General features: G+C 55.9%; 25 protein-coding genes and 1 other RNA gene. 16 read left to right on the forward strand and 10 right to left on the reverse strand.

Annotated features, from left to right (window positions below):
* The first annotated feature begins 81 nt into the window (after positions 1–81).
* Positions 82–483 carry a YbgC/FadM family acyl-CoA thioesterase gene (locus tag ABLV07_RS01015; RefSeq protein WP_015367945.1) on the forward strand — a complete coding sequence of 134 codons (402 nt, stop codon included), beginning with the start codon at positions 82–84 and terminating at the stop codon, positions 481–483.
* A 70-nt stretch (positions 484–553) separates the two neighbouring features.
* On the opposite strand, the gene queC is transcribed toward ABLV07_RS01015, so the two are convergent.
* Together queC and ABLV07_RS01025 are read right to left on the reverse strand one after the other, a co-directional pair.
* On the reverse strand, positions 554–1,264 hold the full coding sequence (queC, locus tag ABLV07_RS01020; RefSeq protein WP_015367944.1) for a 7-cyano-7-deazaguanine synthase QueC: 711 nt from the start codon (positions 1,262–1,264) through the stop codon (positions 554–556).
* A 66-nt stretch (positions 1,265–1,330) separates the two neighbouring features.
* Positions 1,331–3,031, reverse strand: coding sequence for an SgrR family transcriptional regulator (locus ABLV07_RS01025; RefSeq protein WP_032713991.1), 1,701 nt, complete (start codon positions 3,029–3,031; stop codon positions 1,331–1,333).
* 107 nt (positions 3,032–3,138) lie between these two features.
* On the opposite strand from ABLV07_RS01025, the gene cof reads away from it, so the two are divergent.
* A complete protein-coding gene (gene cof / locus ABLV07_RS01030; protein ID WP_042893773.1) occupies positions 3,139–3,957 on the forward strand; it encodes an HMP-PP phosphatase in 819 nt (272 codons plus the stop codon).
* 44 nt (positions 3,958–4,001) lie between these two features.
* Here cof and ABLV07_RS01035 read toward each other — a convergent pair whose 3' ends face one another.
* Positions 4,002–5,054 (reverse strand): PLP-dependent cysteine synthase family protein, encoded by a 1,053-nt coding sequence (locus tag ABLV07_RS01035; RefSeq protein ID WP_042893772.1) that lies wholly within the window; start codon positions 5,052–5,054, stop codon positions 4,002–4,004.
* A 115-nt stretch (positions 5,055–5,169) separates the two neighbouring features.
* On the opposite strand from ABLV07_RS01035, the gene ABLV07_RS01040 reads away from it, so the two are divergent.
* From ABLV07_RS01040 to amtB, 5 genes are all read left to right on the forward strand, one after another.
* Positions 5,170–5,628 carry an Lrp/AsnC family transcriptional regulator gene (locus ABLV07_RS01040; protein WP_015367940.1) on the forward strand — a complete coding sequence of 153 codons (459 nt, stop codon included), beginning with the start codon at positions 5,170–5,172 and terminating at the stop codon, positions 5,626–5,628.
* Positions 5,629–5,671: 43 nt separating this feature from the next.
* Positions 5,672–7,441: a SmdA family multidrug ABC transporter permease/ATP-binding protein gene (locus tag ABLV07_RS01045; protein WP_042893770.1), complete on the forward strand. Its 1,770-nt coding sequence runs from the start codon at positions 5,672–5,674 to the stop codon at positions 7,439–7,441.
* Positions 7,434–9,212: a SmdB family multidrug efflux ABC transporter permease/ATP-binding protein gene (locus ABLV07_RS01050; protein ID WP_348853246.1), complete on the forward strand. Its 1,779-nt coding sequence runs from the start codon at positions 7,434–7,436 to the stop codon at positions 9,210–9,212. The genes ABLV07_RS01045 and ABLV07_RS01050 overlap by 8 nt, the downstream gene beginning before the upstream one ends.
* 241 nt (positions 9,213–9,453) lie before the next feature.
* Positions 9,454–9,792, forward strand: a complete 339-nt coding sequence (gene glnK / locus ABLV07_RS01055) for a P-II family nitrogen regulator (RefSeq protein ID WP_015367937.1) — start codon at positions 9,454–9,456, stop codon at positions 9,790–9,792.
* A 32-nt stretch (positions 9,793–9,824) separates the two neighbouring features.
* On the forward strand, positions 9,825–11,114 hold the full coding sequence (amtB, locus tag ABLV07_RS01060; protein WP_020079462.1) for an ammonium transporter AmtB: 1,290 nt from the start codon (positions 9,825–9,827) through the stop codon (positions 11,112–11,114).
* 65 nt (positions 11,115–11,179) lie between these two features.
* Here the strand turns inward: amtB and ABLV07_RS01065 are convergent, their stop codons facing one another.
* Positions 11,180–12,664, reverse strand: a complete 1,485-nt coding sequence (locus ABLV07_RS01065; RefSeq protein WP_157195031.1) for a UbiD family decarboxylase — start codon at positions 12,662–12,664, stop codon at positions 11,180–11,182.
* Positions 12,665–12,783: 119 nt separating this feature from the next.
* Here ABLV07_RS01065 and ABLV07_RS01070 point away from each other — a divergent pair, with 119 nt between their 5' ends.
* Positions 12,784–13,674, forward strand: coding sequence for a LysR substrate-binding domain-containing protein (locus ABLV07_RS01070; protein ID WP_348853245.1), 891 nt, complete (start codon positions 12,784–12,786; stop codon positions 13,672–13,674).
* 33 nt (positions 13,675–13,707) lie between these two features.
* On the opposite strand, the gene tesB is transcribed toward ABLV07_RS01070, so the two are convergent.
* Positions 13,708–14,571: an acyl-CoA thioesterase II gene (tesB, locus tag ABLV07_RS01075; protein WP_015367933.1), complete on the reverse strand. Its 864-nt coding sequence runs from the start codon at positions 14,569–14,571 to the stop codon at positions 13,708–13,710.
* Between the two features lie 220 nt (positions 14,572–14,791).
* Between tesB and ABLV07_RS01080 the strand changes: the two genes are divergently transcribed.
* On the forward strand, positions 14,792–15,304 hold the full coding sequence (locus tag ABLV07_RS01080) for a YbaY family lipoprotein (protein WP_020079459.1): 513 nt from the start codon (positions 14,792–14,794) through the stop codon (positions 15,302–15,304).
* 38 nt (positions 15,305–15,342) lie between these two features.
* Here ABLV07_RS01080 and ABLV07_RS01085 read toward each other — a convergent pair whose 3' ends face one another.
* Both ABLV07_RS01085 and ABLV07_RS01090 read right to left on the reverse strand, forming a co-directional pair.
* The gene (locus ABLV07_RS01085; RefSeq protein ID WP_285812764.1) at positions 15,343–15,660 is read right to left on the reverse strand and encodes an MGMT family protein; all 318 of its coding nucleotides are present in this window, start codon (positions 15,658–15,660) and stop codon (positions 15,343–15,345) included.
* 57 nt (positions 15,661–15,717) lie between these two features.
* The gene (locus tag ABLV07_RS01090) at positions 15,718–16,116 is read right to left on the reverse strand and encodes a hypothetical protein (protein ID WP_059444409.1); all 399 of its coding nucleotides are present in this window, start codon (positions 16,114–16,116) and stop codon (positions 15,718–15,720) included.
* Positions 16,117–16,370: 254 nt separating this feature from the next.
* Here ABLV07_RS01090 and ffs point away from each other — a divergent pair.
* The 3 genes from ffs to ABLV07_RS01105 all read left to right on the forward strand — a co-directional run bounded on the left by ffs (position 16,371) and on the right by ABLV07_RS01105 (position 17,250).
* Positions 16,371–16,467: signal recognition particle sRNA small type (gene ffs / locus ABLV07_RS01095), an RNA gene on the forward strand.
* Positions 16,468–16,780: 313 nt separating this feature from the next.
* On the forward strand, positions 16,781–17,038 hold the full coding sequence (locus tag ABLV07_RS01100; RefSeq protein ID WP_125991639.1) for a hypothetical protein: 258 nt from the start codon (positions 16,781–16,783) through the stop codon (positions 17,036–17,038).
* Positions 17,035–17,250 carry a hypothetical protein gene (locus ABLV07_RS01105; protein WP_015367928.1) on the forward strand — a complete coding sequence of 72 codons (216 nt, stop codon included), beginning with the start codon at positions 17,035–17,037 and terminating at the stop codon, positions 17,248–17,250. Before ABLV07_RS01100 ends, ABLV07_RS01105 begins: the two co-directional genes overlap by 4 nt.
* 132 nt (positions 17,251–17,382) lie before the next feature.
* Here ABLV07_RS01105 and ABLV07_RS01110 read toward each other — a convergent pair whose 3' ends face one another.
* Positions 17,383–18,810, reverse strand: coding sequence for a PLP-dependent aminotransferase family protein (locus tag ABLV07_RS01110; RefSeq protein ID WP_047076845.1), 1,428 nt, complete (start codon positions 18,808–18,810; stop codon positions 17,383–17,385).
* Between the two features lie 87 nt (positions 18,811–18,897).
* Here ABLV07_RS01110 and ABLV07_RS01115 point away from each other — a divergent pair, with 87 nt between their 5' ends.
* Entirely contained in the window at positions 18,898–19,512 is a 615-nt protein-coding gene (locus ABLV07_RS01115; protein WP_015367926.1) for a membrane protein, read from the forward strand.
* Positions 19,513–19,600: 88 nt separating this feature from the next.
* Positions 19,601–19,954: a DUF1428 family protein gene (locus ABLV07_RS01120; protein WP_015367925.1), complete on the forward strand. Its 354-nt coding sequence runs from the start codon at positions 19,601–19,603 to the stop codon at positions 19,952–19,954.
* A gap of 41 nt (positions 19,955–19,995) precedes the next feature.
* On the opposite strand, the gene ABLV07_RS01125 is transcribed toward ABLV07_RS01120, so the two are convergent.
* The gene (locus tag ABLV07_RS01125) at positions 19,996–21,555 is read right to left on the reverse strand and encodes an EAL domain-containing protein (RefSeq protein ID WP_042893762.1); all 1,560 of its coding nucleotides are present in this window, start codon (positions 21,553–21,555) and stop codon (positions 19,996–19,998) included.
* 218 nt (positions 21,556–21,773) lie between these two features.
* On the opposite strand from ABLV07_RS01125, the gene ABLV07_RS01130 reads away from it, so the two are divergent.
* Positions 21,774–22,034 carry a type B 50S ribosomal protein L31 gene (locus tag ABLV07_RS01130; protein ID WP_015367923.1) on the forward strand — a complete coding sequence of 87 codons (261 nt, stop codon included), beginning with the start codon at positions 21,774–21,776 and terminating at the stop codon, positions 22,032–22,034.
* Between the two features lie 2 nt (positions 22,035–22,036).
* Positions 22,037–22,177 (forward strand): type B 50S ribosomal protein L36, encoded by a 141-nt coding sequence (ykgO, locus tag ABLV07_RS01135; protein ID WP_003859006.1) that lies wholly within the window; start codon positions 22,037–22,039, stop codon positions 22,175–22,177.
* Here the strand turns inward: ykgO and ABLV07_RS01140 are convergent.
* Positions 22,174–22,884, reverse strand: a complete 711-nt coding sequence (locus ABLV07_RS01140) for a GNAT family protein (RefSeq protein ID WP_042893760.1) — start codon at positions 22,882–22,884, stop codon at positions 22,174–22,176. The two genes, ykgO and ABLV07_RS01140, sit on opposite strands and share 4 nt — an antisense overlap.
* Positions 22,885–22,923 lie beyond the last annotated feature (39 nt).

Consider the following 22,923-nt stretch of genomic DNA (forward strand, 5'->3'; position numbering starts at 1 on the left):
TCTTTGCCATGCTAAAGAGGTTACATCATCTGGTGTGACCTCTTACCTGATTAACAACAATAATAGTAAGGCATGTGCGCTATGCAGACTCAAATTAAAGTTCGCGGTTATCACCTGGATGTTTACCAGCACGTTAACAATGCTCGTTATCTGGAGTTTCTCGAAGAGGCGCGCTGGGATGGGCTGGAGAGTAGTCCGGCGTTTCACTGGATGACCAGCCATAACATCGCTTTTGTGGTGGTCAATATCAATATCAATTATCGTCGCCCGGCGGTACTTGGCGACGTGCTCACCGTGACCAGTAAGCTTGAGCAGTTGAACGGCAAAAGCGGCACCCTTAGTCAGGTTGTGACCCTTAACCCTAACGGTGAAGTGGTGGCCGATGCGCTGATTACCTTTGTCTGCATTGATTTGAAAACGCAGAAGGCGCAGCTGCTGGAAGGGGAGTTGCGCGAAAAGCTCGACCAGATGAATTTGCGCTAATAACAGTCGGACCGCGGAGAGTTGCGAACCCGTAGCCCCGGTAAGCGAAGCGCCACCGGGGACGTTGAACTTAAGCTTCGTGCCCCTGGCCCAGACCGGTTTTTTGCTTCATTTGCGCCATCACGCCGGCCTGATCGCCCAGATACTGATTCAGGCCGTTGGCGCGCAGGTTGCAGGCCGCACACTGGCCGCAGCCGTCGCCCTTGATGCCGTTATAGCAGGTGAGCGTTTCGCGGCGAACCAGATCCAACTGGCCCCAATAATCGGCCAGCGCCCAGGTCTCGGCTTTGTTGAGCCACATCAGCGGCGTTTCAAAGCGAATGTCTTTCGCCATACCAAGGCTAACCGCGTGGTGCAGCGCTTTAACAAATTCGTCGCGGCAGTCCGGGTAACCGGAGAAGTCGGTCTCGCAAACGCCGGTAATAATCGCTTCGGCCTTAACCTGATAGGCGTAGATCGCCGTCAGGGTTAAAAACAGAATATTGCGACCTGGAACGAAGGTATTCGGAATACCATCGGCATCCGGCTCGTAATCCGGTACCGGAATGCTATCGCGGGTCAGGCTGCTCACCGCCAGTTCGTTAAGCAGCGTAACGTCCAGCACTTTGTGCGCCACCGCGCCCAGTTTTAGCGCCAGCTCGCGAGCCACGTCAATCTCGGCGCGGTGGCGTTGGCCATAATCAAAAGTGACGCAATGCACTTCATCATACTGTTCCAGTGCCTGCACCAGGCAGGTTGTTGAGTCTTGTCCTCCGCTGAAGACAACTACGGCGCGTTTCATAGCAATTCCTGACTAAATAAGTGAAAGCGTTATGGTACCGTCAGACGCTCGCGGCGACCAGCTCTCTCACGCCGATGATGCCGGTAGCCAGGCGCTGGCAAAGTCGAACCACCCTCTGGCATTAAGGCGCAGGCCATTAACCCCCGGCGGCGCGCTGATGCGGTAATTGTATTTGAATAACGGCGTCATGATGGCGTCATCCATCAGCGTATTGAAGACGTTGCGCAGGGCATCGTTGCGGCTACGCGCTTCGGGCTGCGCCTGCACGGCATCTAACGTTGCCTGCAGGTGCGCATATTGCGCCCCGGTCAGCAAATGGGGCCATAGCGTATCGCAGCGCAGCCACTGCTCAAGGGTATATTCCGGCGCTTCGCCAATCAGGCGGTCGCCCATCATCATATCGGCCTGCGCCAGATACCGGCAGCCGTCCCAATTTTTGGCGTCGTGAAAAATGAGCGTCAGTTCGCAGCCGAGAGTGGCGAGGCGCAGTTTCAGTTGCTCAGCCATTGTGTGTAATTCGACCGGCAAATGATAGAGCAGGGTGAGTTGGGGCGGCAACGGCACCTCATGGTTTTCCGGGCCCTGGGGAATGGACCAGCCCGGTAGCACTTCATGGCTCGGCGTAATCAGATCTTCATCCAGCGGTAGCGTTTCCAGCAACGACGAGCGGTGGATAATCGAAATTATCCGCTGGGCCTGCGCTTTACTGAGACGTGGGCTATGACGCAGGGTCAAATAGCAGAAGCCGAGGCTGATGCTGTTGCTCACCTGGCGCAAATTATTGAGCTCTTCGGGATCGCCGATGGTGATCTGTACCGGATGGCGACAGCTGGTGCCGAGATCGCTTTCGAATAGCTGCGGCGTGATCCAATATTCTACCGCCTGGATCAGCGGATGCTGTAAATGGTAGCGGGGATGGTTCTCCAGCCGAACCAGATCCGGGCCAAAAAGCTTTATTCGGAACGGACCGCTACCGAGCGCCGGATCGTCAGGATGCGCCAGCACGCTGCAATAGCTGGCTAAACGGAACGGTAGCCAGTAGTCCGGGCGATGCAGCGTAATCGTCAAACATTGGGCGTGGGTGACATCAATACGGCTGATGCTGGCAAAGAGGGTGCGTAGTGCCGGGAGTTCCAGGAGCAACAGTAGTCTTTGCTGCAGCTGTGAGGTTTTCACGGTATCGCCGTTATGCCAACACAGGGTAGAGCGGATATAAAAGTGCCAGCGCAGCCCATCGGGTGATACCTGCCAGTGGTGTGCCAGATCGCCCACCGGCGTATTGTCGCTATCGTCGAAACGCGTCAGGCCGGAATAGATCTGCCCGGCCAAATGTTGTTCCGCACGACCGGGCAGAAAGCCGGGGCGCAGCGGTTCCAGTGGACGGTAGTAAGGTATACGCAGCGTCGGGGTATTGTTTTGCCACTGGCCGCCGAGGAAGGGGTGCAACAACGCTTTCAGCTCAACCGGCGCCAGCTGCGCCAGCTCCAGCGCGTTTTGTTGCTGACCCTTATTCAGCGCCTGTTCCATCATCTCGTTACGCAAACTTTCCGGGGTTTTGTAAAAACAGAGCATTCCGCGCTTGCCGCGCCCGGAGCTGGCCTGCCAGCTTAACCAGCCGGCCTCCTGAGCCTGGCGCAACAGCGTACGGATATGACGCTCGCTACAAAAGCAGCGTTCAGCCAGCTCGCCAACGGTCACCTGCTGCGGAGCGCCGGACGACGGCTGCCAAAGGCGCTGGTACTGATTTAAACGATTTAATAATCTCATTTGCCGAAAACCCGGAACAATAAAAAATATCTATTCACTATTACTTCCGTATATCTCAGGCGATACTGCAACACAAGCGAAACCCATCACACATCGGGGAAAATACCATGGCAAAACTAGCGGCATTTGATATGGACGGCACCCTGCTGATGCCGGACCATCGTCTCGGAGAACAGACTCTGACGGCGCTGAGACGGCTGCGTGAACGCGATATCGCCCTGACCTTTGCCACAGGTCGCCATGCTCTGGAAATGCACCATGTGATCGGCGAGTTTTCCCTTGATGCTTTTCTGATTACCGGTAACGGCACGCGCATCCATTCACTGGAAGGTGAAGAGCTGTATCGCCAGGATCTGAATCCGGAAGTGGCGGAAGAGGTGCTGCACAGCGTGTGGGATACTCAGGCGAGTATGCACGTTTTCAATGATGGCGGTTGGTTTACCGGCCAGGCGAGGCCGGAACTGCTCCGGGCTCACGCCTTCAGCGGCTTTCATTATCAACTGCGCGATCCGAAACGGATGCCGGCGCACCACGTCACCAAGATCTGTTTCTGCGGCGATCATGACGATCTGCGCCGTCTGCGGATCCAGCTAAATGAAGTGCTAGGCGATCGCGCATTTCTTTGTTTCTCGGCGATGGATTGTCTGGAGGTACTGCCGGTCGGCTGTAATAAAGGAGCCGCGCTGGCGGTGCTGAGCCAGCACTTAGGTTTCACTTTGCAGGACTGTATGGCCTTCGGCGATGCAATGAACGATCGCGAGATGCTTGGTAGCGTAGGGCGAGGGTTCATTATGGGCAACGCGATGCCGCAGCTCAAAGCTGAACTGCCGCATCTACCGATCATCGGAGACTGCCGTCATCAGGCTGTTTCCCATTTTTTAACACATTGGCTGGATAATCCTGATCTTCCTTATTCCCCCGAATAGAGAGACCCTACCAGCAAGCCGGATAGCGTTCTATCCGGCTTTTTTTATTGTGCGCCGCTCAGTTGCATAATCTGCGTCTGCCACGGGGTAATATCGCCGATATTTGCCGCGACCCACTGCGGGTTGTAATAGCTTTCGAGATAACGTTCGCCGCTGTCGCACAACAGGGTTACGATGGAACCCTTGCGTCCTTCATCGCGCATGCGCGTGGCCAGTTGCAGCACGCCCCACATATTGGTACCGGTGGAGGCGCCGACTTTTCTTCCAAGCTGCTTTTCCAGCCACAAGGCGGTAGCGATGCTGGCGGCATCCGGAACGCGCAGCATCTCATCGACGACGTCAGGAATAAACGATGGCTCGACGCGCGGACGGCCAATCCCTTCGATCTTGCTGCCGACCGGGCTGCGCAGGCTGGCGTCGCGGCTTTGCCAGTAATCGAGGAACACCGAATTCTGCGGGTCGACGACCATCAGTTGCGTCTCGTAACCCTGGCAGCGAATATAGCGGCCAATGGTTGCAGAAGTACCGCCGGTACCGGCGCTCATGACGATCCACGACGGCTGCGGATACGGCTCATGGGTCATCTGGCGGAAAATGCTGTCGGCGATATTGTTATTGCCGCGCCAGTCGGTGGCGCGCTCGGCGAAGGTGAACTGATCCATATAGTGGCCATTCAACTCGCGCGCCAGCATTTCAGAAGCGGCGTAGATTTCGCAGGCGTTGTCGACGAAATGACAGCGTCCGCCATAAAATTCAATCTGTTCGATTTTACGTTTCGCCGTACAGGAGGGCATCACGGCAATAAACGGCAGGCCCAGCAGGCGAGCAAAATAGGCTTCTGAGACCGCCGTCGAACCCGAAGACGATTCGATAATCGTGGTGCCTTCTTTGATCCATCCGTTGCACAGGCCATAGAGAAACAGCGAGCGCGCCAGTCGGTGCTTAAGGCTACCGGTTGGATGCGTACTCTCATCTTTCAGATAAATAGGGATACCCGGAAAACCAGGCAACGCCAGGCGGATCAGGTGCGTATCGGCGGAACGCTGATAGTCGGCGTTAATTTCACTAATGGCATGTTTTACCCAGGCGCTGTTCATCTCGGATTCCTGTTTGTCATTTTGTGCCCAGCTTAGCGGATTGTGCGGGAAAAATTGTTGCTATTTGGCCTTTCAATTACAATTACGGGAGTAAATTATTCTCTCTGGTGGCCTTATGCTAGATAAAATTGACCGTAAGCTGCTCTCATTGCTGCAAACTGACTGCACCCTCTCTTTGCAGGCGCTGGCGGATGCCGTTAATCTGACCACCACGCCCTGCTGGAAACGGCTCAAGCGTCTTGAGGACGAAGGCATCCTGCGCGAGCGCGTGGCCATCCTGGATGCGGAAAAGCTGGGGCTCGGATTAACCGCCTTTGTGTTGATAAAAACCCAGCACCACAGCAGTGACTGGTACTGCCGTTTTGTCAGCGAAGTGTCGCAAATGGCGGAAGTGCTGGGTTTCTGGCGTATGGCCGGCGAGTACGACTACCTGCTACGGGTACAGGTCGCTGATATGAAGCGCTATGACGACTTTTATAAACGTCTGGTGAACAGCGTGCCGGGGCTGTCGGATGTCACTTCGAGTTTTGCCATGGAACAGATAAAATACACCACGGCCTTGCCTATTGATTAACGGCTTTTTGCTGCCACGAATTATACATTCAGGATTTTACCGTTTGCGATTATTTGCTCAACTTAGCTGGTACTTTCGCCGGGAGTGGCGCCGCTATCTCGGCGCCGTCGCTCTGCTTGCCGTTATTGCCGTACTCCAGCTAATCCCGCCGAAAGTAGTGGGGATTGTGGTCGATGGCGTGACTAAAGAACATTACACCGCAGAGCAGGTGTGGATGTGGATCGGCGCGCTGGTGGTTATCGCAGTGATGATTTATCTACTGCGCTATGTCTGGCGCGTGCTGCTCTTCGGCGCCTCTTATCAACTGGCCGTTGAACTGCGTGAAGACTTCTACCGTCAGCTCAGCCGCCAGCATCCGGCCTTCTATCTGCGTCACCGTACCGGCGATCTTATTGCCCGCGCGACCAACGATGTTGACCGCGTCGTCTTCGCCGCCGGCGAGGGCGTCCTGACGCTGGTGGATTCATTGGTGATGGGCTGTGCGGTACTGATTGTGATGTCGACGCAAATCAGCTGGCAGTTAACGCTGCTGGCGCTGGTGCCGATGCCGTTTATGGCGCTGGCGATCAAGCGTAATGGCGATGCCCTGCATGAGCGTTTCCGCGTGGCGCAGGCGGCTTTTTCCAGCCTCAACGATCGCACACAGGAAAGCCTGACCAGCATACGGATGATTAAAGCGTTCGGCCTTGAGGATCGCCAGTCGGCGCAGTTTGCCGCCGATGCGGCGGATACCGGGGCGAAGAACATGCGGGTTGCGCGTATCGATGCCCGCTTCGACCCGACAATTTATATTGCCATTGGCGCGGCCAACCTGCTGGCAATCGGCGGCGGCAGCTGGCTGGTGTTGCAGGGCGAGCTGACCCTGGGTCAGTTAACCAGTTTTGTCATGTATCTCGGCCTGATGATTTGGCCAATGCTGGCGCTGGCGTGGATGTTTAACATCGTTGAGCGCGGTAGCGCCGCCTATGGACGTATTCGTTCGATGCTGGAAGAAGCGCCGGTGGTCAACGATGGTAGCGAAACGGTGCCGGAGGGTCGCGGGGCACTTAACGTGGCGGTGCGCGAATTTATCTATCCGCAGGCGACGAAACCGTCGCTGGAGAAGGTTAACTTCACCCTGCAGCCGGGGCAAATGCTCGGTATCTGCGGCCCGACGGGAGCCGGGAAAAGCACCATACTTTCCCTTATTCAGCGCCATTTTGATGTTACCGAGGGGGATATCCGTTTCCATGATATTCCGCTGTCTCGCCTGCAGCTTGATAGCTGGCGCGGGCGGCTGGCGGTGGTCAATCAAACCCCATTCCTGTTCTCCGATACCGTGGCCAATAACATTGCCTTGGGTAAACCGGACGCGACCCGGGAACAAATCGAACATGTCGCGCGGCTGGCCAGCGTTCATGATGATATTCTGCGCCTGCCGCAGGGCTATGAAACGGAAGTCGGCGAGCGCGGCGTCATGCTCTCAGGCGGTCAGAAACAACGTATTTCTATTGCCCGAGCGCTGCTGCTGGAGGCGGAAATCCTGATCCTTGATGACGCGCTGTCGGCGGTTGATGGGCGGACGGAGCATGATATTTTGCATAACCTGCGACAGTGGGGGGAAGGGCGGACGGTGATCATCAGCGCCCACCGCCTCTCAGCATTAACCGAAGCCAGTGAAATTTTGGTTCTGCAACACGGCCATATTGCCCAGCGCGGCCGCCATGAGCAGCTTGCCACCCAGTCGGGATGGTATCGCGATATGTACCGCTATCAGCAACTGGAAGCAGCGCTCGACGATGCGCCGCAGGATGAGGAGGCGACAGATGCGTAATTTCGCCGATCTCTGGCCGACCCTGAAACGTCTGCTGGCCTACGGTTCGCCGTGGCGTAAGCCGCTTATCATGGCCGTTATCATGATGTGGATAGCGGCGGCGGCGGAAGTCAGCGGCCCGCTGCTGATAAGCTATTTCATTGATAACATGGTGGCGAAACAGTCGCTACCGGTGAAGCTGGTCAGCGGCCTGGCGGCGGCTTATATCTGCCTGCAGATCCTTGCCGCTACGCTGCACTATAACCAGGCGCTGCTGTTTAACCGGGCGGCGGTCGGCGTGGTGCAGCAGTTGCGCAGCGATGTGATGGACGCTGCGCTGCGTCAGCCGTTAAGCGAGTTTGATACGCAACCGGTCGGCCAGTTGATATCACGCGTTACCAACGATACCGAAGTGATCCGTGACCTGTACGTGACAGTCGTGGCGACGGTGCTGCGTAGCGCGGCGCTGATTGGTGCGATGCTGGTGGCGATGTTTAGTCTCGACTGGCGAATGGCGCTGGTGGCGGTGGCTATCTTCCCGGCGGTGCTGATCGTGATGGCTATCTATCAGCGTTACAGCACGCCGATCGTGCGTCGCATGCGCGCCTGGCTTGCCGATATCAATGATGGCTTCAACGAAGTCATCAACGGCATGGGCGTTATTCAGCAATTCCGCCAGCAGGCGCGATTCGGCGAGCGAATGCGTGAAGCCAGTTACGGACACTATCTGGCGCGCATGCAGACGCTGCGTCTGGATGGTTTCCTGCTGCGACCGCTGTTAAGCCTGTTTTCATCGCTGATCCTCTGCGGCCTGCTGATGCTGTTTGGTTTTAGCGCTTCCGGAAGTATCGAAGTCGGCGTGTTATATGCCTTTATTAGCTACCTCGGGCGGCTTAATGAACCGCTGATCGAACTTACCACCCAGCAGTCGATGCTGCAGCAAGCGGTGGTGGCGGGCGAGCGCGTGTTTGAGCTAATGGATCGCCCACGCCAGAGCTGGGGTAACGATAACGCGCCGTTACGCAGCGGCGCGGTGGCGATTGATAACGTCTCTTTCGCCTATCGCGACGATCGGCTGGTGCTGCAGGATATCAATCTGGATATTCCTTCGCGCGGTTTTGTGGCGCTGGTTGGCCATACCGGTAGCGGCAAGAGCACGCTGGCCAGCCTGATGATGGGCTACTATCCGTTGACTAAAGGCGAAATTCGTCTTGATGGCCGCCCGCTGTCGTCGTTAAGCCACAGCGCTTTACGTCGGGGCGTCGCGATGGTGCAACAGGATCCGGTGGTATTAGCCGATACCTTCTATGCCAACGTGACGCTGGGCCGCGATATCAGCGAGCAGCAGGTCTGGGAAGCGCTGGAGGCGGTGCAGCTCGCTGACCTTGCCCGTGAAATGAGCGACGGGATTTATACCCAACTGGGTGAGCAGGGCAACAACCTGTCGGTGGGGCAGAAACAGCTGTTGGCGCTGGCCCGTGTGCTGGTCGAGACGCCGCAGGTGCTGATCCTCGATGAAGCGACAGCTAACATCGATTCCGGTACCGAGCAGGCTATCCAGCAGGCGCTGGCGAAAGTGCGCGAGCACACCACGCTGGTAGTTATCGCCCACCGTCTGTCGACCATCGTCGAAGCGGATACGATCCTGGTGCTGCACCGTGGCCAAGCCGTCGAGCGCGGGAACCATCAGCAATTGCTGGCGGCGAAGGGCCGTTACTGGCAGATGTACCAGCTACAGCTGGCTGGCGAAGAGCTAGCCGCCAGCGTTGAGGAGGAGTCGCTGAGCGCCTGATGCACCATCAGCAGGCATTGGTGCAGGGGTGACGTGAAGTGGTGCAACTTGCTCACTAAGGGCGCACCGTATTGGTGCATTTTTGCGCATTAGCGGTCATTTGCCGTCTCGCCAGTAACATCCTCGCGTTTTTTTCTCCATAAACGGGCCGATTCACGGCCCGTTTTCATTTTTGGCATATCCCTTGCTTTATCTCCTGTGTTAGCTGCGGCCACTATCAAATACTGACTGGAGGGGATTTATGAAGCTGGTTACCGTGGTAATCAAACCATTCAAACTGGAAGACGTTCGCGAAGCGTTGTCCTCCATCGGCATTCAGGGCCTGACGGTCACGGAAGTGAAAGGCTTCGGCCGCCAGAAAGGCCATGCCGAGCTCTATCGCGGCGCCGAATACAGCGTCAATTTCCTGCCAAAAGTAAAAATTGATATTGCGATTGCCGACGATCAGCTGGATGAGGTTGTCGAGGTGATAGGCAAGGCCGCCTGGACCGGAAAAATTGGCGACGGCAAAATTTTTGTCGCCGAACTGCAGCGCGTGATTCGTATTCGTACCGGCGAATCCGACGAAGCGGCACTGTAATTGCCTGACCACACAGCGATGGGGATGAAGAGATGATGAGAACGACGATGAAAACGGCTCTGGGAGCGCTGGCGCTGCTTCCGGGACTGGCGCTGGCGGCCGAACCGGCGGTGGCGGATAAAGCCGACAACGCCTTTATGATGATTTGCACCGCGCTGGTGCTGTTTATGACAATCCCCGGCATTGCGTTGTTCTACGGCGGCCTGATTCGCGGTAAAAACGTGCTCTCAATGCTGACTCAGGTCATTGTGACTTTTGGCCTGGTTTGCGTGCTGTGGGTTATCTATGGCTATACGCTTGCCTTCGGTAGCGGCGGTAGCTTCTTCGGCAGCTTCGACTGGGTGATGCTGAAGAATATTGAACTGAAAGCGTTGATGGGCTCGTTCTATCAATATATCCACGTCGCTTTCCAGGGCTCTTTCGCCTGTATCACCGTGGGCCTGATCGTCGGTGCGCTGGCGGAACGTATTCGTTTCTCCGCGGTACTGATTTTTGTGGTGGTTTGGCTCACGCTCTCCTACGTGCCGATTGCGCATATGGTGTGGGGCGGCGGCCTGCTGGCGACCCATGGTGCGCTGGACTTCGCCGGCGGTACCGTCGTACACATCAACGCTGCGGTAGCGGGGCTGGTGGGCGCGTATATGATGGGCAAACGCGTGGGCTTTGGCAAAGAAGCGTTTAAACCGCATAACCTGCCGATGGTCTTCACCGGTACGGCGATTCTGTATGTCGGCTGGTTCGGCTTTAACGCCGGTTCCGCAAGCGCGGCCAACGAAATTGCCGCCCTGGCCTTCGTAAATACCGTCGTGGCGACCGCTGGCGCGATTCTGGCCTGGACCTTCGGCGAATGGGCCACCCGCGGCAAACCCTCGCTGCTGGGCGCCTGCTCCGGCGCGATTGCCGGTCTGGTCGGCATTACTCCGGCGTGCGGTTATGTTGGCGTTGGCGGCTCGCTGATTATCGGTATCATCGCCGGCCTGGCCGGGCTGTGGGGCGTCACGGTGCTGAAGCGCTGGCTGCGCGTCGATGACCCATGCGATGTGTTTGGCGTTCATGGCGTGTGCGGCATCATCGGTTGTATCCTGACTGGCATCTTCGCTTCCACTACCCTTGGCGGCGTCGGCTATGCGGAAGGCGTCACGATGGGGCATCAGCTGCTGGTACAGCTGGAAAGTATCGGCATTACCGTGGTCTGGTCCGCCGTCGTCGCCTGGATCGGCTTCAAAGTGGCGGCGATGACCGTCGGCCTGCGGGTTCCGGAAGAGCAGGAGCGCGAAGGGCTGGACGTCAACAGCCACGGCGAAAACGCCTACAACGCCTGATATATTGTGCAATCTCCATAAGCGTCAAAGCCTCCCGCATGGGAGGCTTTTTCTTTGCGTGGAATTTATTTCTTACTGAAGCCAGGAATAAAGCGGTCAACATCCACTTCCATAAACTGGCTGCGCTGGAAGTGGGCTTTCATATTCCACGGGACGGTGCAGTCGAAAATGGTTTTGCAGGCAATACCGCTATCGCGAATCGATGGGCTGAAGGCCGGGTCGGATGATGGATCCAGCGGATGGCAACGTACGCCGGGAATAAACACGGTGCTGACATCGCCCTGATAGCGGGTGGTCATCGCCCACATGACGTCGTTGATGTCGAAAACGTCGACGTCTTCATCGACTAGCATTACGTGCTTTAGCTCCGAGAAGGCGGAAAACGCCAGTAGCGCGGCCTGACGCTGACGGCCCTCATCGCTGGGGGTGCGTTTCTTCACCTGCAGCACGGCGAGATATTTACCGGTGCCTGGCGAAGGACAGTGGACGTTTTGCACAAAGCCTGGAAGCGCGCGCTCTACCATTTGCAGAATGCTGGCTTCGGTCGGGATCCCGGCAAGATTGGTATGTTCATCACTCGGCCCGATACAGGTTTGCAGAATCGGGTGACGGCGGTGGGTAATTGCTTTGACTTTGATCACCGGCACTTCCGCCTGAGCGCTACCGGTGTAGCCGGGGAACTCCGGCATCGCTTTCCCGCTGTTGGTATTCTGATCTTCGCGTACCCGCACGCCCGGCAGCAGTTCACCTTCAATAACGATTTCGGCGTTGGCGATGGCGCGGGCGTTGACGCTCACGCATTCGCTGAGCTCGACGGCCTGATTACGTAGAGCGCCGGCGATGGAGAGTTCATCAAACCCGAGAGGGGTGGTCGGCGGCTCAAAGCAGGCGCCAATTTCAATCGCCGGATCCACGCCGATGCTAATCGAGATAGGCAACGCTTTCCCGGCCGCCTCGGCTTTTTGCCGGAAAGTATCGAGATGACGTCCCGGTACGAAATACATCGAGATTTCGTCTTTGCTCTGTACGCACAGGCGGTGGATGGTGACATCATGATCGCCGGTTTCCGGATCCGCGGCATAGCACATGCCGAGGGTAAAGTAGGGACCTGCGTCTTCCGGGGTGTTAGTCGGCGCAGGCAAAATTTTGAGAATATCGAAATCAGGATCGCTTGCCAGATGTACCACCTCCTGGCAGGCCGCCTGGTCGCGCGGGATGGTGATTGGCGCGATAGGATTCGCCACGGAGTCTTTGAGCATAAACGCCAGGTTTTCCGGCGTGGTGCCAAACAGGCGGGCGACGCGCTGGCGTGAACACAGCAGGCCAATAAGCACTCTGACATCATCGTAGCCTTTGACCTTATTAAAGATCATCGCCGGGCCAACGCGGGTCGGGCGCTGAACGGTGCCGTGGGCGCCGACATAGCGGTACACGCCGGAGAGCTCGGCAATGGGGTCAACGGGTTCGTCGGTGTAGATAAGTTCATCATCGTACTGGCTTAATACCGCCAAAGCAGAACGTAAGTCGGTTACTTTTGGTTGTTCAGACATCGTACTTCCTTCAGGTTTCTGGCAATGGCTATTCATTCTCACCAGATACCGATAAGAGTCCAATCACATTTCCCCTCATTTTAATAAGAGATTATTATCAGTGTTTTCGGGAGGGCGTGATGGATTATCGACAGCTACAGGCATTTACGGTTCTGGCGGAAGAGTTGCACTTTGGTCGGGCGGCGCAGCGTCTGCATATCACGCAACCGGCGCTGACGCAGCAGATTAAAAGTTTTGAGAACGCGCTGGAATTGCGGCTATTTACCCGCGATCGACGCAACGTCGCGCTGACCGCCGAAGGGCAATTTTTGCTGGCCGAGGCGCAGATGATCCTCGGCCACTGCGATAAATTTCGCGAGAATGCGCGCAGTTTGCGGCAGGGGCGCAAAGGGCAGTTGAAAATTGGCTACGTTGGCTCGGCTATTTTCGACCCGGCGTTGAGCGTGTTAATAGGAAATTATCGTCAACGTAAACCCGAAGCCGATCTGCTGATTGAAGAGCATAACGTTAACGACCTGATAACCGGGCTATTAAGCGAAACGGTCGACCTGGCGTTTATCCGCTCACCAGGCGCGCAATATGATGAACTGGAGTCGCTGGATATTGCGACCCGGCCGCTGGTGGCGGTGGTACCTCGCCATCATCCGCTCGCCAGCCGGCGCGCTATTCCACTCGCGGCGCTGGCGGAAGAGACGTTTTTTATTCAGCAAGATCCGTGCGGCGTCGGGCTGGGTTGGTCAGCCATCAGCGCCTGTCGGCAGGCGGGTTTTACGCCCCGTAAGATTCAGTACTCGCGTGATGTCTCCACGGCGATAGGCCAGGTATCGATGGGAATGGGCGTGACGTTGGTGCCCGAGACGCAAAGCGCCATGCTGGTGTCGGAGGTCAGCTATTGCCTGCTGGAAGAGACCTTTGCCGTGACGACGCTTACGCTGTGCTGGCGGCGGGAGAGTCGCAACGGGCTATTGGGTGATTTTATTGCCGGTGCGCGCGAACTGCTTGGCCGTTAAAGGCAAGCGGGCCCATTGCGGGCCCGTCGCGAATTAGTTATTGCGGTTACGCATGACGCCTTCCTGCACCGTCGAGGCGACCAGAATACCGTCCTGGGTATAGAATTCGCCGCGAACAAAACCACGGGCGCTGGAGGCGGAAGTGCTTTCGACGCTGTATAGCAGCCATTCGTTGATGTTAAACGGGCGGTGGAACCACATTGAGTGGTCGATGGTGGCAACCTGCATACCCGGCTCAAGGAAGCCGACGCCGTGCGGCTGTAGCGCTACCGGCAGGAAATTAAAATCAGACGCGTAGCCCAGCAGCGACTGGTGGACGCGAATATCATCCGGCACTACGCCGTTGGCGCGGATCCACACCTGGCGGGTGGGTTCGGCAACGTGGCCTTTCAGCGGGTTATGGAACTCCACCGGGCGAATTTCCAGCGGTTTATCGCTGAGGAACTTCTCTTTCGCCTGCGGCGGCAGCAGATGCGCCAGTTTACGGGCGATATCGGTTTCAGAGGGCAGGCCTTCCGGTGACGGGGCTGCCGGCATTGCTTTTTGATGTTCGTAGCCCGGTTCCGGGGCCTGGAACGAGGCGGTCATGTAAAAGATGGGTTTACCGTGCTGGATAGCCGCCACCCGGCGAGCGCTGAAGCTATTGCCGTCGCGCAGCACTTCAACATCGTAAACGATGGGTTTTTGGCTATCGCCGGGACGCAGGAAGTAACTATGAAAGGAGTGAATCAGGCGTTCCTCAGGCACGGTTTCTTTGGCGGCATACAGCGCCTGACCGACCACCTGGCCGCCGAAGACCTGACGTAAGCCGAGGTCTTCGCTCTGCCCGCGAAACAGCCCTTCTTCAATTTTTTCCAGATTTAATAATGCCAGCAGATTGGTTAGAGCCTGACTCATAGTTACCCTCAATTAATGATAGCGGCGCTGACGCAGCGCGTATTGTGGGCAAGTATAACCTGGAATCTCAAGTGGTCCGATGGGTGTAATAATCTGAATAAATGCCCCTTTCCGGGAATTATTCTGAGATCTGTGCCACACTTATTCACGATACTAATGTCTTAGCCATCGTGATGGCAGGACGTACTCCTGTGACTAAAGGGATGAAAAGGAGAACATAATGAAATTTGCCTATATGTTAAGTGCTATCGCCGTTGCTGCGGCCTTATCCGCCTGTGCGAATAACCCGAACAGCAACGCCGCTCATCAGACGACGGCACCCGATCCTTACGGCATTGCCTCACTGAGCTCCTCGCAGCAACAGCCTAATGTTTCCGGGACTATCAATATTCGCCAACGCGTAGCGTTACCGCCGGATGCGGTACTGACCGTGACGTTGTCCGATGCGTCGCTTGCCGATGCGCCAGCGCGTGTATTGTCGCAAAAAGCGGTCCGTACTGAAGGTAAGCAGGCGCCGTTCAACTTTGTGCTGCCTTACAACCAGGCGGATATCAAACCGAACGCGCGGATCCTGCTGAGTTCGGCGATCACCGTAAATGGCCAGCTGATGTTTATTACCGATACCGTACAGACCGTGATTACCCAGGGCGGTAACCGCGCCGATCTGGTGCTGGTGCCGGTGCAGCATGCGCCAGTGCCGGTGGCTAATGATATGGCGCCGATGGCGCAATAAACGTCTTCATGCCCCTGTTCAGGGGCATTTTTTTGCCCTTAATAAACCCAGCGATAGTGTTGCAGGTCGATATGCCCGCTGCCGGAGACCTGGACGCCTTCCGCCAGCAGCGCCTGACGTTGGCGCTGCAGGTCGGGGCCGGTCAGCGAAATATCGCCGTGGCGATTCACCACCCGGTGCCATGGCAGGGTTGAGCCTTCCGGTAGGCGCTTTAACACGCCGCCCACCTGTCGCGCCGCGCGCGGCGAACCCGCCAGCAGAGCGACATCGCCGTAGGTGGTGACATACCCTTCCGGAATTGAGGCGACTATCTGCCAGACCCGCTGGGGAAAGCTGTCGTGGGCGTCCTCCATCATCACTCCTTCACGCGAGAAAAGCTCAGAATAAGCGCTTGACCGCGTGCTGTACAGCCGTCACAGGACGGTGAATTCCAGCGCCAGCCCGAGGATCTGCATACCGTGAATATTGTCATGCGGGCTGGTGGCGATCAGGCTTTCGAGGAATTTTAGCCGTTGCGATTGCGCATTGATAATCAGTTTGCCGCGCAGCGTCGGGTATTTGAGCGATGAAATGGGATAAACCACCCGGCCTTTAACCTCAACGGGCAGCTTACGCAGCTCGACGTGTTGCAATACGCCCACCGTGGAAAAGAGCAGGGCAACGGGGGTCACCGATAACAACGGCGCGGGACTGACGCTGACGAAATCCAGCAGCAGCTCGGGGCGTAGAAAATTCATGCCGTGAAAGGGTACGGTTACGCCATCAATGGCGGGCATGGGCAAGGTAGTGGTGGAGCGTGGTGATTGAGTCATGCGATTACCGTAGCGACAACACGTTGAAAAGACACAGGACGAATAAGTATGGCGGGTTGCGGTAAACTGTGCCGCGATGGGGCTCGCAATCTCTCTCATTGCTGGGACGTTCGGCCGGACAAAGGCACTATTTGCCGGGAAAACCTACGTTTTGCATAATAAACCAGCAGCTGGACGCGAGTGGCTTGCAATTCAGGAGTGCTATAGGGATAATGCGCCAGCGCGTTGGTTATCAACGCTCTCAATGGGGGCTCTGTTGGTTCTCCCGCAACGCTACTCTGTTTACCAGGTCAGGTCCGGAAGGAAGCAGCCAGAGCAGACGACGTGTGTGCCGGGATGTAGCTGGCAGGGCCCCCACCCATTTCTGGCGGTCCTGATTTAAAATCCCTTCATTTGTTGTGCTTTTATTCTCTGCTACTATTATAGGCAGCTTCACTTTATTTATTGTTTTACGTTACTAAAACGACTCTTTTTTATACCTTAATTTTGTATTGTCATAAATATGAAATAATAATGACATACTAATGTCATTTTCATGTCATATATAATGGGCAAATTATTCCCTGGAATTACCAGATATTATTAAGGATAAATAATATCTCTGGATCAAGATGTTAACTTCGTGTATTAATTATGATGATTTTATTGCACGGGAAGCGTGATCATGACCACAGTAGTTCTGAATGTGAAAATTGACGCAGAGTTAAAAGATAAACTGCGTCATTATGCGGAAGTGAATAACGAGAATTTAGGCACGGCAACGGAGAAGCTGCTGCAATTGGCGCTGGCGGCCATTGATTCAGCAGACGAGGCGGGGGTTTTGCATGAGGATATTGATAACCAGCATACCGAAGAGGAAGTGTCGCCGTTAACCCCTAAAGAAATCAAAGCATTACGTAAACTTCTGAAGAAGAAAAGATGAAACAACAATTCTCTACAGCCAGCAGTTACAGTGAAGCCTGTGATCTGCTTCGTTCCGGGTACGTTAAGCACGTGCGCCTGAACTGGAATATCGGTAGTGATGAGTTTTTTCGCATTGCTTCCGACTGGTGTGAAACCGGCGCAAAAATTAAAAAAGATGACGATGGCTTTATTATTTCGCTAAAAGGTTTTCCTATTCCGCGCCAGCATTAATGAAATGACTACGCGGTTGTCATCGTAATGACATGCGGCGTGGGCAAGATGGTACTGCAATTTTATAAAACATCTCATATTCATCATGGATGGTGGTTTTTGACGGGCTGATCCCAGCCCGTCGATATTTTATTATATTATTTTACGTGTTCTCGCCATTTCTTTCTGTTGCGTAAGGGTCTGCCACAGCGGTTGTAAAATGCTGAAGGCGTTGCGCAATTCCGTATCCGGCAGCGTGAAAGGCAAACGTAAATAACGGTCGAAGGCACCTTCCAGACCGAATCGTGTACCGGTACCGATATGAATGCCGGCATTCTCAGCGCGCACCGAAAACTGCGTTGCTAACATCTTCGGCAGCTCCACCCAAAACGATAGCCCGCCCTCGGGGACGCAAAAGCGCCAGCGGGGAAAATATTCCGCCATCAACGCAGCGCACATATCACGACGCGCGGCCAGCATTGCCCGCCGCGGCGGCAACAGTGTTTGTTCGTTCTCCAGTAGCCAACAACAAGCCAGCTGTTCCAGCAGCGGCGAACCGAGATCGAGTGTATCCCGCGCCTGGATGAGCGAGGCAATCGTCCGCGCCGGGGCGCGGATCCAGCCAATTCGCAGTCCTCCCCAGAACGTTTTACCCGCTGAACCAATAGTGATTATCGGTGCTTCAGGGTTGAAAGCCGCCAGCGGCGGAGGCGGTGGGGCGTTGTACCATAAATCGACCATCGTTTCGTCGGCGACCAGCGTCGTTCGCGTGCTGGCGGCCAGATCGGCGACGCGCTGCCGGGTCTCGCTATCCATGCAGCGACCGGTGGGATTATGAAAATCCGGCATCATAAAGGCCAGCCGCGGCGAAGTTTGGGCAATGGTCGCCGCCAGGCCGTCGCAGTCCCAGCCCTTTTCCGGTAAAGAGACGCCTATCGGTCGGCAGGAGGCGCCGCGAATAGCGTTAATCGCCATCGGGTAAGAGGGCGCGTCAACTACCACCCGATCGCCTGGCCCGGTTAACAGACGCAGTACCAGGGCAAATCCGCTCAGCGCGCCATTCACAATCATCACTTCATCCGCCTGCGTCGGCAGGCCGCGTTCGCTATAGCGGCGGGCAATGATTGCGCGCAAATCGACTAACCCCTGCTGATCGTAGCCGGTATAGGACAAATACTGCGGCATCAGCGTCAGCGCGTGGCTGTAGGCTTGATGAATCTCCGGTCCGGCGCTGAGGGCGGCGGTGGCGAGATTGACCGATGGCGCTGAAAGCGTCTGCTCTCCGGGGAGCAGAGGGCCGGCAGGTAGCGCAATGCGTGAACCACTTCCCTGGCGACTTTGCAGATAGCCTTCTTCTCGCAATAACCCCAGCGCGCTGGCGATAGTGGTGCGGCTAACATTTAGCGCCGTCGCCAGTTCCCGCTCGCCGGGCAGACGGGTCTCCAGCGCCAGCCGTCCATCAAGGATCAACAGACGCAGCGCTTCCGCTAGCTGCCGCCACAGCGGCGCGCGCGAGGAAGGGGCTTGCCAGTTGCCGAGCAGGCGTACCAGCGATTGTGTTCCAAAACGACGTACTGACATAGCGATCCACTTTTCTAAAACTGGCCATTAATTATCGATCCATTTTTGCTGATGATGGGGTTGTTCGCAATACATACTGAGGTGTTTATGGTCCGTCGTTTGCTACAACTTTATATTGGTCTGGTGCTCTATGGCGTGTCGACGGCGTTATTCGTCCATGCCAACCTCGGGGCCGATCCGTGGGATGTGTTTCATCTGGGGGTGGCGAAACAACTTAATATCAGTTTCGGTACGGTGATTATTGCGACCGGCGCCGCGGTGCTGCTGCTGTGGATCCCGCTGCGTCAGATGCCGGGTCTCGGCACCATTAGCAATGTCATCGTGCTTGGCCTTGCGGCCGATGCCACGCTCGCGGTACTTCCGCCGCTGGAATCGCTGCCCGCGCGTAGTCTGCTACTCGCCGGCGCGGTGGTGATGAATGCGATAGCAACCGGGATGTATATCGGCGCCGGTTTTGGTCCCGGGCCGCGTGATGGCTTGATGACCGGATTGCATGCGCGAACCGGCTGGTCTTTGCGTGGTATCCGTACCGCTATCGAAGTCTCGGTACTGCTGATTGGCTGGCTGCTGGGCGGCAAAGTCGGGGTTGGCACCGTGGTTTACGCCTTTGCTATCGGCCCGCTGATCCAGCTGTTTTTACCCTGGTTCCGTCAACCGCGAGCAGTCAGTACGGCGGCGAAAAGCCGGGGGCTGGCGTCCTGAAATCGCCGTTCGCGATAGCAGCGACTAAACTTATCACTCAGACGCCGACGGATATGCCGCCGGCGCTGTTCACTTCGGAGACTCACTCATGAAGTATGTTGATGGTTTTGTCGTTGCCGTCCCTGCGGAAAATAAGGAGGCATACCGCGAACTGGCAGCAAAATCGGCGCCGCTGTTTAAAGAGTTTGGCGCCACGCGCGTCGTGGAGTGTTGGTCGGATGATGTCCCGGAAGGAAAGCTGACGGATTTCCGCATGTCGGTTAAAGCGCAGGCGGATGAGGAAGTGGTTTTCAGTTGGATCGAGTACCCGTCTAAGGAGATCAGGGATGCGGCCAATGCGAAAATGATGAGCGACCCGCGGATCAAAGCGCTTAGCGATAGCTTGCCATTTGACGGCAAGCGCATGATCTTCGGCGGGTTTGCGCCGATTCTTGACGAGTAAATCCGGCGGCGCGACTGGTTGCCAGCGCGCCGCACATGGTATTAATGCGTTTTAATATTATGTTCCGCCCACTGAATAAATTCCTCTTTCGGTAGCGCCTTACAGTACAGCCAGCCTTGCGCGTAATTGACGCCATGCGCGCGCAGCCAGTCGCGCTGAGCGGGCGTTTCCACTCCTTCGGCGACAATCGCAAGATTCAGCGCCTTCGCCATCTCAATGATATGCGGCGTCAGCGGCTTATATTCCAGGGTATCGACAAATGACTTGTCGATCTTCAGCGTATCGACATCCAGCGTTTGCAGGTAACTGAGGCTGGAATAGCCGGTGCCGAAATCATCGATCGAGATCCGGTGTCCCGCCTGGCGATAGCCAATAATCACCGGCAGAGTGGTTTGCGGATCGACAAAGCCGCGTTCGGTAAGCTCAAGGGGGATCTGTTCCGCACTGATTCCCCAGCGCGCCAGTTGTTCCTTGAGTAGCGTTGGCAACGTAGGCGATCGCAGGTCATCCACCGACAGATTAATAGAGATGTGCATCTGCGGATGATGGCGCAGCCAGGGGCCGAGGTCGGCAAAGATTTTACGCACGATATCCTCGGTCAACCGGGTGATCAGCCCGGTTTGCTCGGCCAGCGGGATAAAAATATCCGGCGATAAAAAAGTGCCATCCGGCTGCTGCCAGCGGGCCAGCGCTTCGGCGCCGGCGATTTTGCCATCCTCCAGCGAGACGATCGGCTGATAGTAAACCTGGATGGCATCGGATTGCAGCGCATCCAACATGCCATAACGCGGAGAGCGTAATCTGCGCAGCAGGCGTAGAAGTAAAAAAGAGGTCAACAGGCTGGTAAAGAGCCCTATCGGCAGCCATAGCAGCAGCTGCTGGCGAAGGCGCGCATCCAGTGGCTGCGTGGACGACCAACTGGCGACGCCAAGACCCAGTTCAGGGATGATATGCACGCGATAGACGGTGTCATTCAGCATTAGCGTCTCGCTATGGAGGTTTTTAATTCGCGTCCAAACCGCGGGATCGAGCGGCTGGCTGCTGATCACTACCTGATCGTGCTCAGTGCCGAATAATATCGTATGGATCTTTTCCTGACCGGTGGCGATGACATCAATAAACGACACCGGGTCGATCATCACAATATGATTTTTGTTGCCAAACGCGGTCATGCGATGTTGCAGGCCGAGGTCGTTGATTGAGGTAAGCCAGGTGCTGTAACCGTCGGCGGTGACGTGGTCGGGTTGCGGAAACGTCACCGAGACCTGGTGATCCTCAAGCGATGAGCACATCGGCACCGAATTACGCAACCAGAGTACTTCCTGCACATAGCGATGGGTGTAGGCAATACGGCGCATATTCAGCAAATGTTCTGGTGAACAGGCGCTGGCGCTGTGCGCATCGGCTTCTTGTAATGCTTCTTTGGCCTGAGCGGCGACTTGTTCTACGCGCATGACAATGCGTTTTGAGTAGTGGTCGAGCTCGCTATAAAACTGCGCCTGCGCCTGGCGCATTGCCAGCCAGATACTTAAGGCGATGGGTAGCACGATGGCGAGAATAAGCACCCCTGTAACCAGACTCATTAAATGGCGAGTCGTCATGGGTATGTCCTTATTTTACGGGGAATTGCTCTGAGTATACGCGAAAGCGAAGAAAAGACCCGGGTCGCGAATATTGTGATTCAGGATAAGGGGGCAAATGATCGCCCTCTGAGCCACCGCGTGGTTCCCGCTGAAACCGTGAATTTCCTGTGGTTGATCTTTGGCGGTCAACGGTGTACTTTAATTGTTATGTTATAACATACAAATTGAGGTTTGACATGAAAGCTAATATTCATCCGCACTACCGTACCGTCGTTTTTCACGATACGAGCGTAAACGAGTACTTCAAAGTGGGATCTACTATTAAAACCGAGCGTGAGATTGAACTAGATGGCGTAACCTATCCGTATGTCACCTTAGATGTTTCGTCTAAATCCCATCCGTATTACACCGGTAAGCAGAAAACACATGCTACCGAAGGCAGCGCCGCTCGTTTCCGCCAGCGCTTCGGTGGTTTTATTGATGCCAAAAGGAGCTAAACATGCAGGTACTGAACTCATTGCGTAGCGCTAAACAGCGCCACCCGGATTGCCAGATAGTGAAACGCAAAGGGCGGCTGTATGTTATCTGCAAAAGTAACCCGCGCTTTAAGGCGGTGCAGGGACGTAAAAAACGGCGTTAATTCGTTGGTTTGCGAAAGCTTTCCAGCGTGCGGTATTGCTGGCCGTTGGCATCAAAATTACCGGCGGCCAGCCACTGGCGCATTGCGCTATCTATCTGTGGCCACTCGCTATCAATAATGGAAAACCAGTCGGTATCGCGATTGTGGCCTTTTATCACCAGCGCTTGTCGAAAGCGCCCTTCGAACTGAAAACCTAAGCGCAGCGCCGCGCGCCGCGACGGTTCATTCAGGCTATTGCATTTCCATTCATAGCGGCGGTAGCCGAGCGACTCAAAGACATAACGCATCAGCAGCCACTGTGCCTCGGTGGCCATCGCTTTGCGGCTTAGTAGCGGCGAAAAGTGAACATGGCCGACTTCAACGACGCCGTTTTTGCCGTCAATACGCATCAGCGCTAACGAGCCGACCGGCTGCCCACTTTGTTCATCGATCACCGCGAAGTGAAGCGGATCGTTCAGCTCGCTGATGCTGGCAATCCAGGCGCTGAACTCGGTAACGCTGTTTTCCGGTTCACGCAAAAGCCAGGTCCAGGCGCGGGTATCAGGCGCCTGTCGATAGGCGTTGAACAGCGCTTGCGCGTGTTTGACGTCAAGCGGTTCCAGGCGGCATAACTGTCCTTGCAAGGTCTGGCGCTGCGGCCAGGGGCGTGGCTGCCAGTCAGGTAAAGCGTCGCCAACGAGTTGGTTGAATTGGTTGTATTGCGTCATCGGTCAAGTCCTGTTTGCGGGAAGAATCCTGAGATTAAA

It is taken from the genome of Klebsiella sp. CN_Kp097 (assembly GCF_040064495.1).
Classification (GTDB): Bacteria; Pseudomonadota; Gammaproteobacteria; order Enterobacterales; family Enterobacteriaceae; genus Klebsiella; species Klebsiella aerogenes.

Excerpts from the sequence above, each read along its gene's own strand:
- ABLV07_RS01015 (WP_015367945.1), top strand. The coding sequence starts at position 82 with ATGCAGACTCAAATTAAAGTTCGCGGTTATCACCTGGATGTTTACCAG.
- queC (WP_015367944.1), bottom strand. The coding sequence starts at position 1,264 with ATGAAACGCGCCGTAGTTGTCTTCAGCGGAGGACAAGACTCAACAACC.
- ABLV07_RS01025 (WP_032713991.1), bottom strand. The coding sequence starts at position 3,031 with ATGAGATTATTAAATCGTTTAAATCAGTACCAGCGCCTTTGGCAGCCG.
- cof (WP_042893773.1), top strand. The coding sequence starts at position 3,139 with ATGGCAAAACTAGCGGCATTTGATATGGACGGCACCCTGCTGATGCCG.
- ABLV07_RS01035 (WP_042893772.1), bottom strand. The coding sequence starts at position 5,054 with ATGAACAGCGCCTGGGTAAAACATGCCATTAGTGAAATTAACGCCGAC.
- ABLV07_RS01040 (WP_015367940.1), top strand. The coding sequence starts at position 5,170 with ATGCTAGATAAAATTGACCGTAAGCTGCTCTCATTGCTGCAAACTGAC.
- ABLV07_RS01050 (WP_348853246.1), top strand. The coding sequence starts at position 7,434 with ATGCGTAATTTCGCCGATCTCTGGCCGACCCTGAAACGTCTGCTGGCC.
- glnK (WP_015367937.1), top strand. The coding sequence starts at position 9,454 with ATGAAGCTGGTTACCGTGGTAATCAAACCATTCAAACTGGAAGACGTT.
- amtB (WP_020079462.1), top strand. The coding sequence starts at position 9,825 with ATGATGAGAACGACGATGAAAACGGCTCTGGGAGCGCTGGCGCTGCTT.
- ABLV07_RS01065 (WP_157195031.1), bottom strand. The coding sequence starts at position 12,664 with ATGTCTGAACAACCAAAAGTAACCGACTTACGTTCTGCTTTGGCGGTA.
- ABLV07_RS01070 (WP_348853245.1), top strand. The coding sequence starts at position 12,784 with ATGGATTATCGACAGCTACAGGCATTTACGGTTCTGGCGGAAGAGTTG.
- tesB (WP_015367933.1), bottom strand. The coding sequence starts at position 14,571 with ATGAGTCAGGCTCTAACCAATCTGCTGGCATTATTAAATCTGGAAAAA.
- ABLV07_RS01080 (WP_020079459.1), top strand. The coding sequence starts at position 14,792 with ATGAAATTTGCCTATATGTTAAGTGCTATCGCCGTTGCTGCGGCCTTA.
- ABLV07_RS01085 (WP_285812764.1), bottom strand. The coding sequence starts at position 15,660 with ATGATGGAGGACGCCCACGACAGCTTTCCCCAGCGGGTCTGGCAGATA.
- ABLV07_RS01090 (WP_059444409.1), bottom strand. The coding sequence starts at position 16,116 with ATGACTCAATCACCACGCTCCACCACTACCTTGCCCATGCCCGCCATT.
- ABLV07_RS01100 (WP_125991639.1), top strand. The coding sequence starts at position 16,781 with ATGACCACAGTAGTTCTGAATGTGAAAATTGACGCAGAGTTAAAAGAT.
- ABLV07_RS01105 (WP_015367928.1), top strand. The coding sequence starts at position 17,035 with ATGAAACAACAATTCTCTACAGCCAGCAGTTACAGTGAAGCCTGTGAT.
- ABLV07_RS01110 (WP_047076845.1), bottom strand. The coding sequence starts at position 18,810 with ATGTCAGTACGTCGTTTTGGAACACAATCGCTGGTACGCCTGCTCGGC.
- ABLV07_RS01115 (WP_015367926.1), top strand. The coding sequence starts at position 18,898 with ATGGTCCGTCGTTTGCTACAACTTTATATTGGTCTGGTGCTCTATGGC.
- ABLV07_RS01120 (WP_015367925.1), top strand. The coding sequence starts at position 19,601 with ATGAAGTATGTTGATGGTTTTGTCGTTGCCGTCCCTGCGGAAAATAAG.
- ABLV07_RS01125 (WP_042893762.1), bottom strand. The coding sequence starts at position 21,555 with ATGACGACTCGCCATTTAATGAGTCTGGTTACAGGGGTGCTTATTCTC.
- ABLV07_RS01130 (WP_015367923.1), top strand. The coding sequence starts at position 21,774 with ATGAAAGCTAATATTCATCCGCACTACCGTACCGTCGTTTTTCACGAT.
- ykgO (WP_003859006.1), top strand. The coding sequence starts at position 22,037 with ATGCAGGTACTGAACTCATTGCGTAGCGCTAAACAGCGCCACCCGGAT.
- ABLV07_RS01140 (WP_042893760.1), bottom strand. The coding sequence starts at position 22,884 with ATGACGCAATACAACCAATTCAACCAACTCGTTGGCGACGCTTTACCT.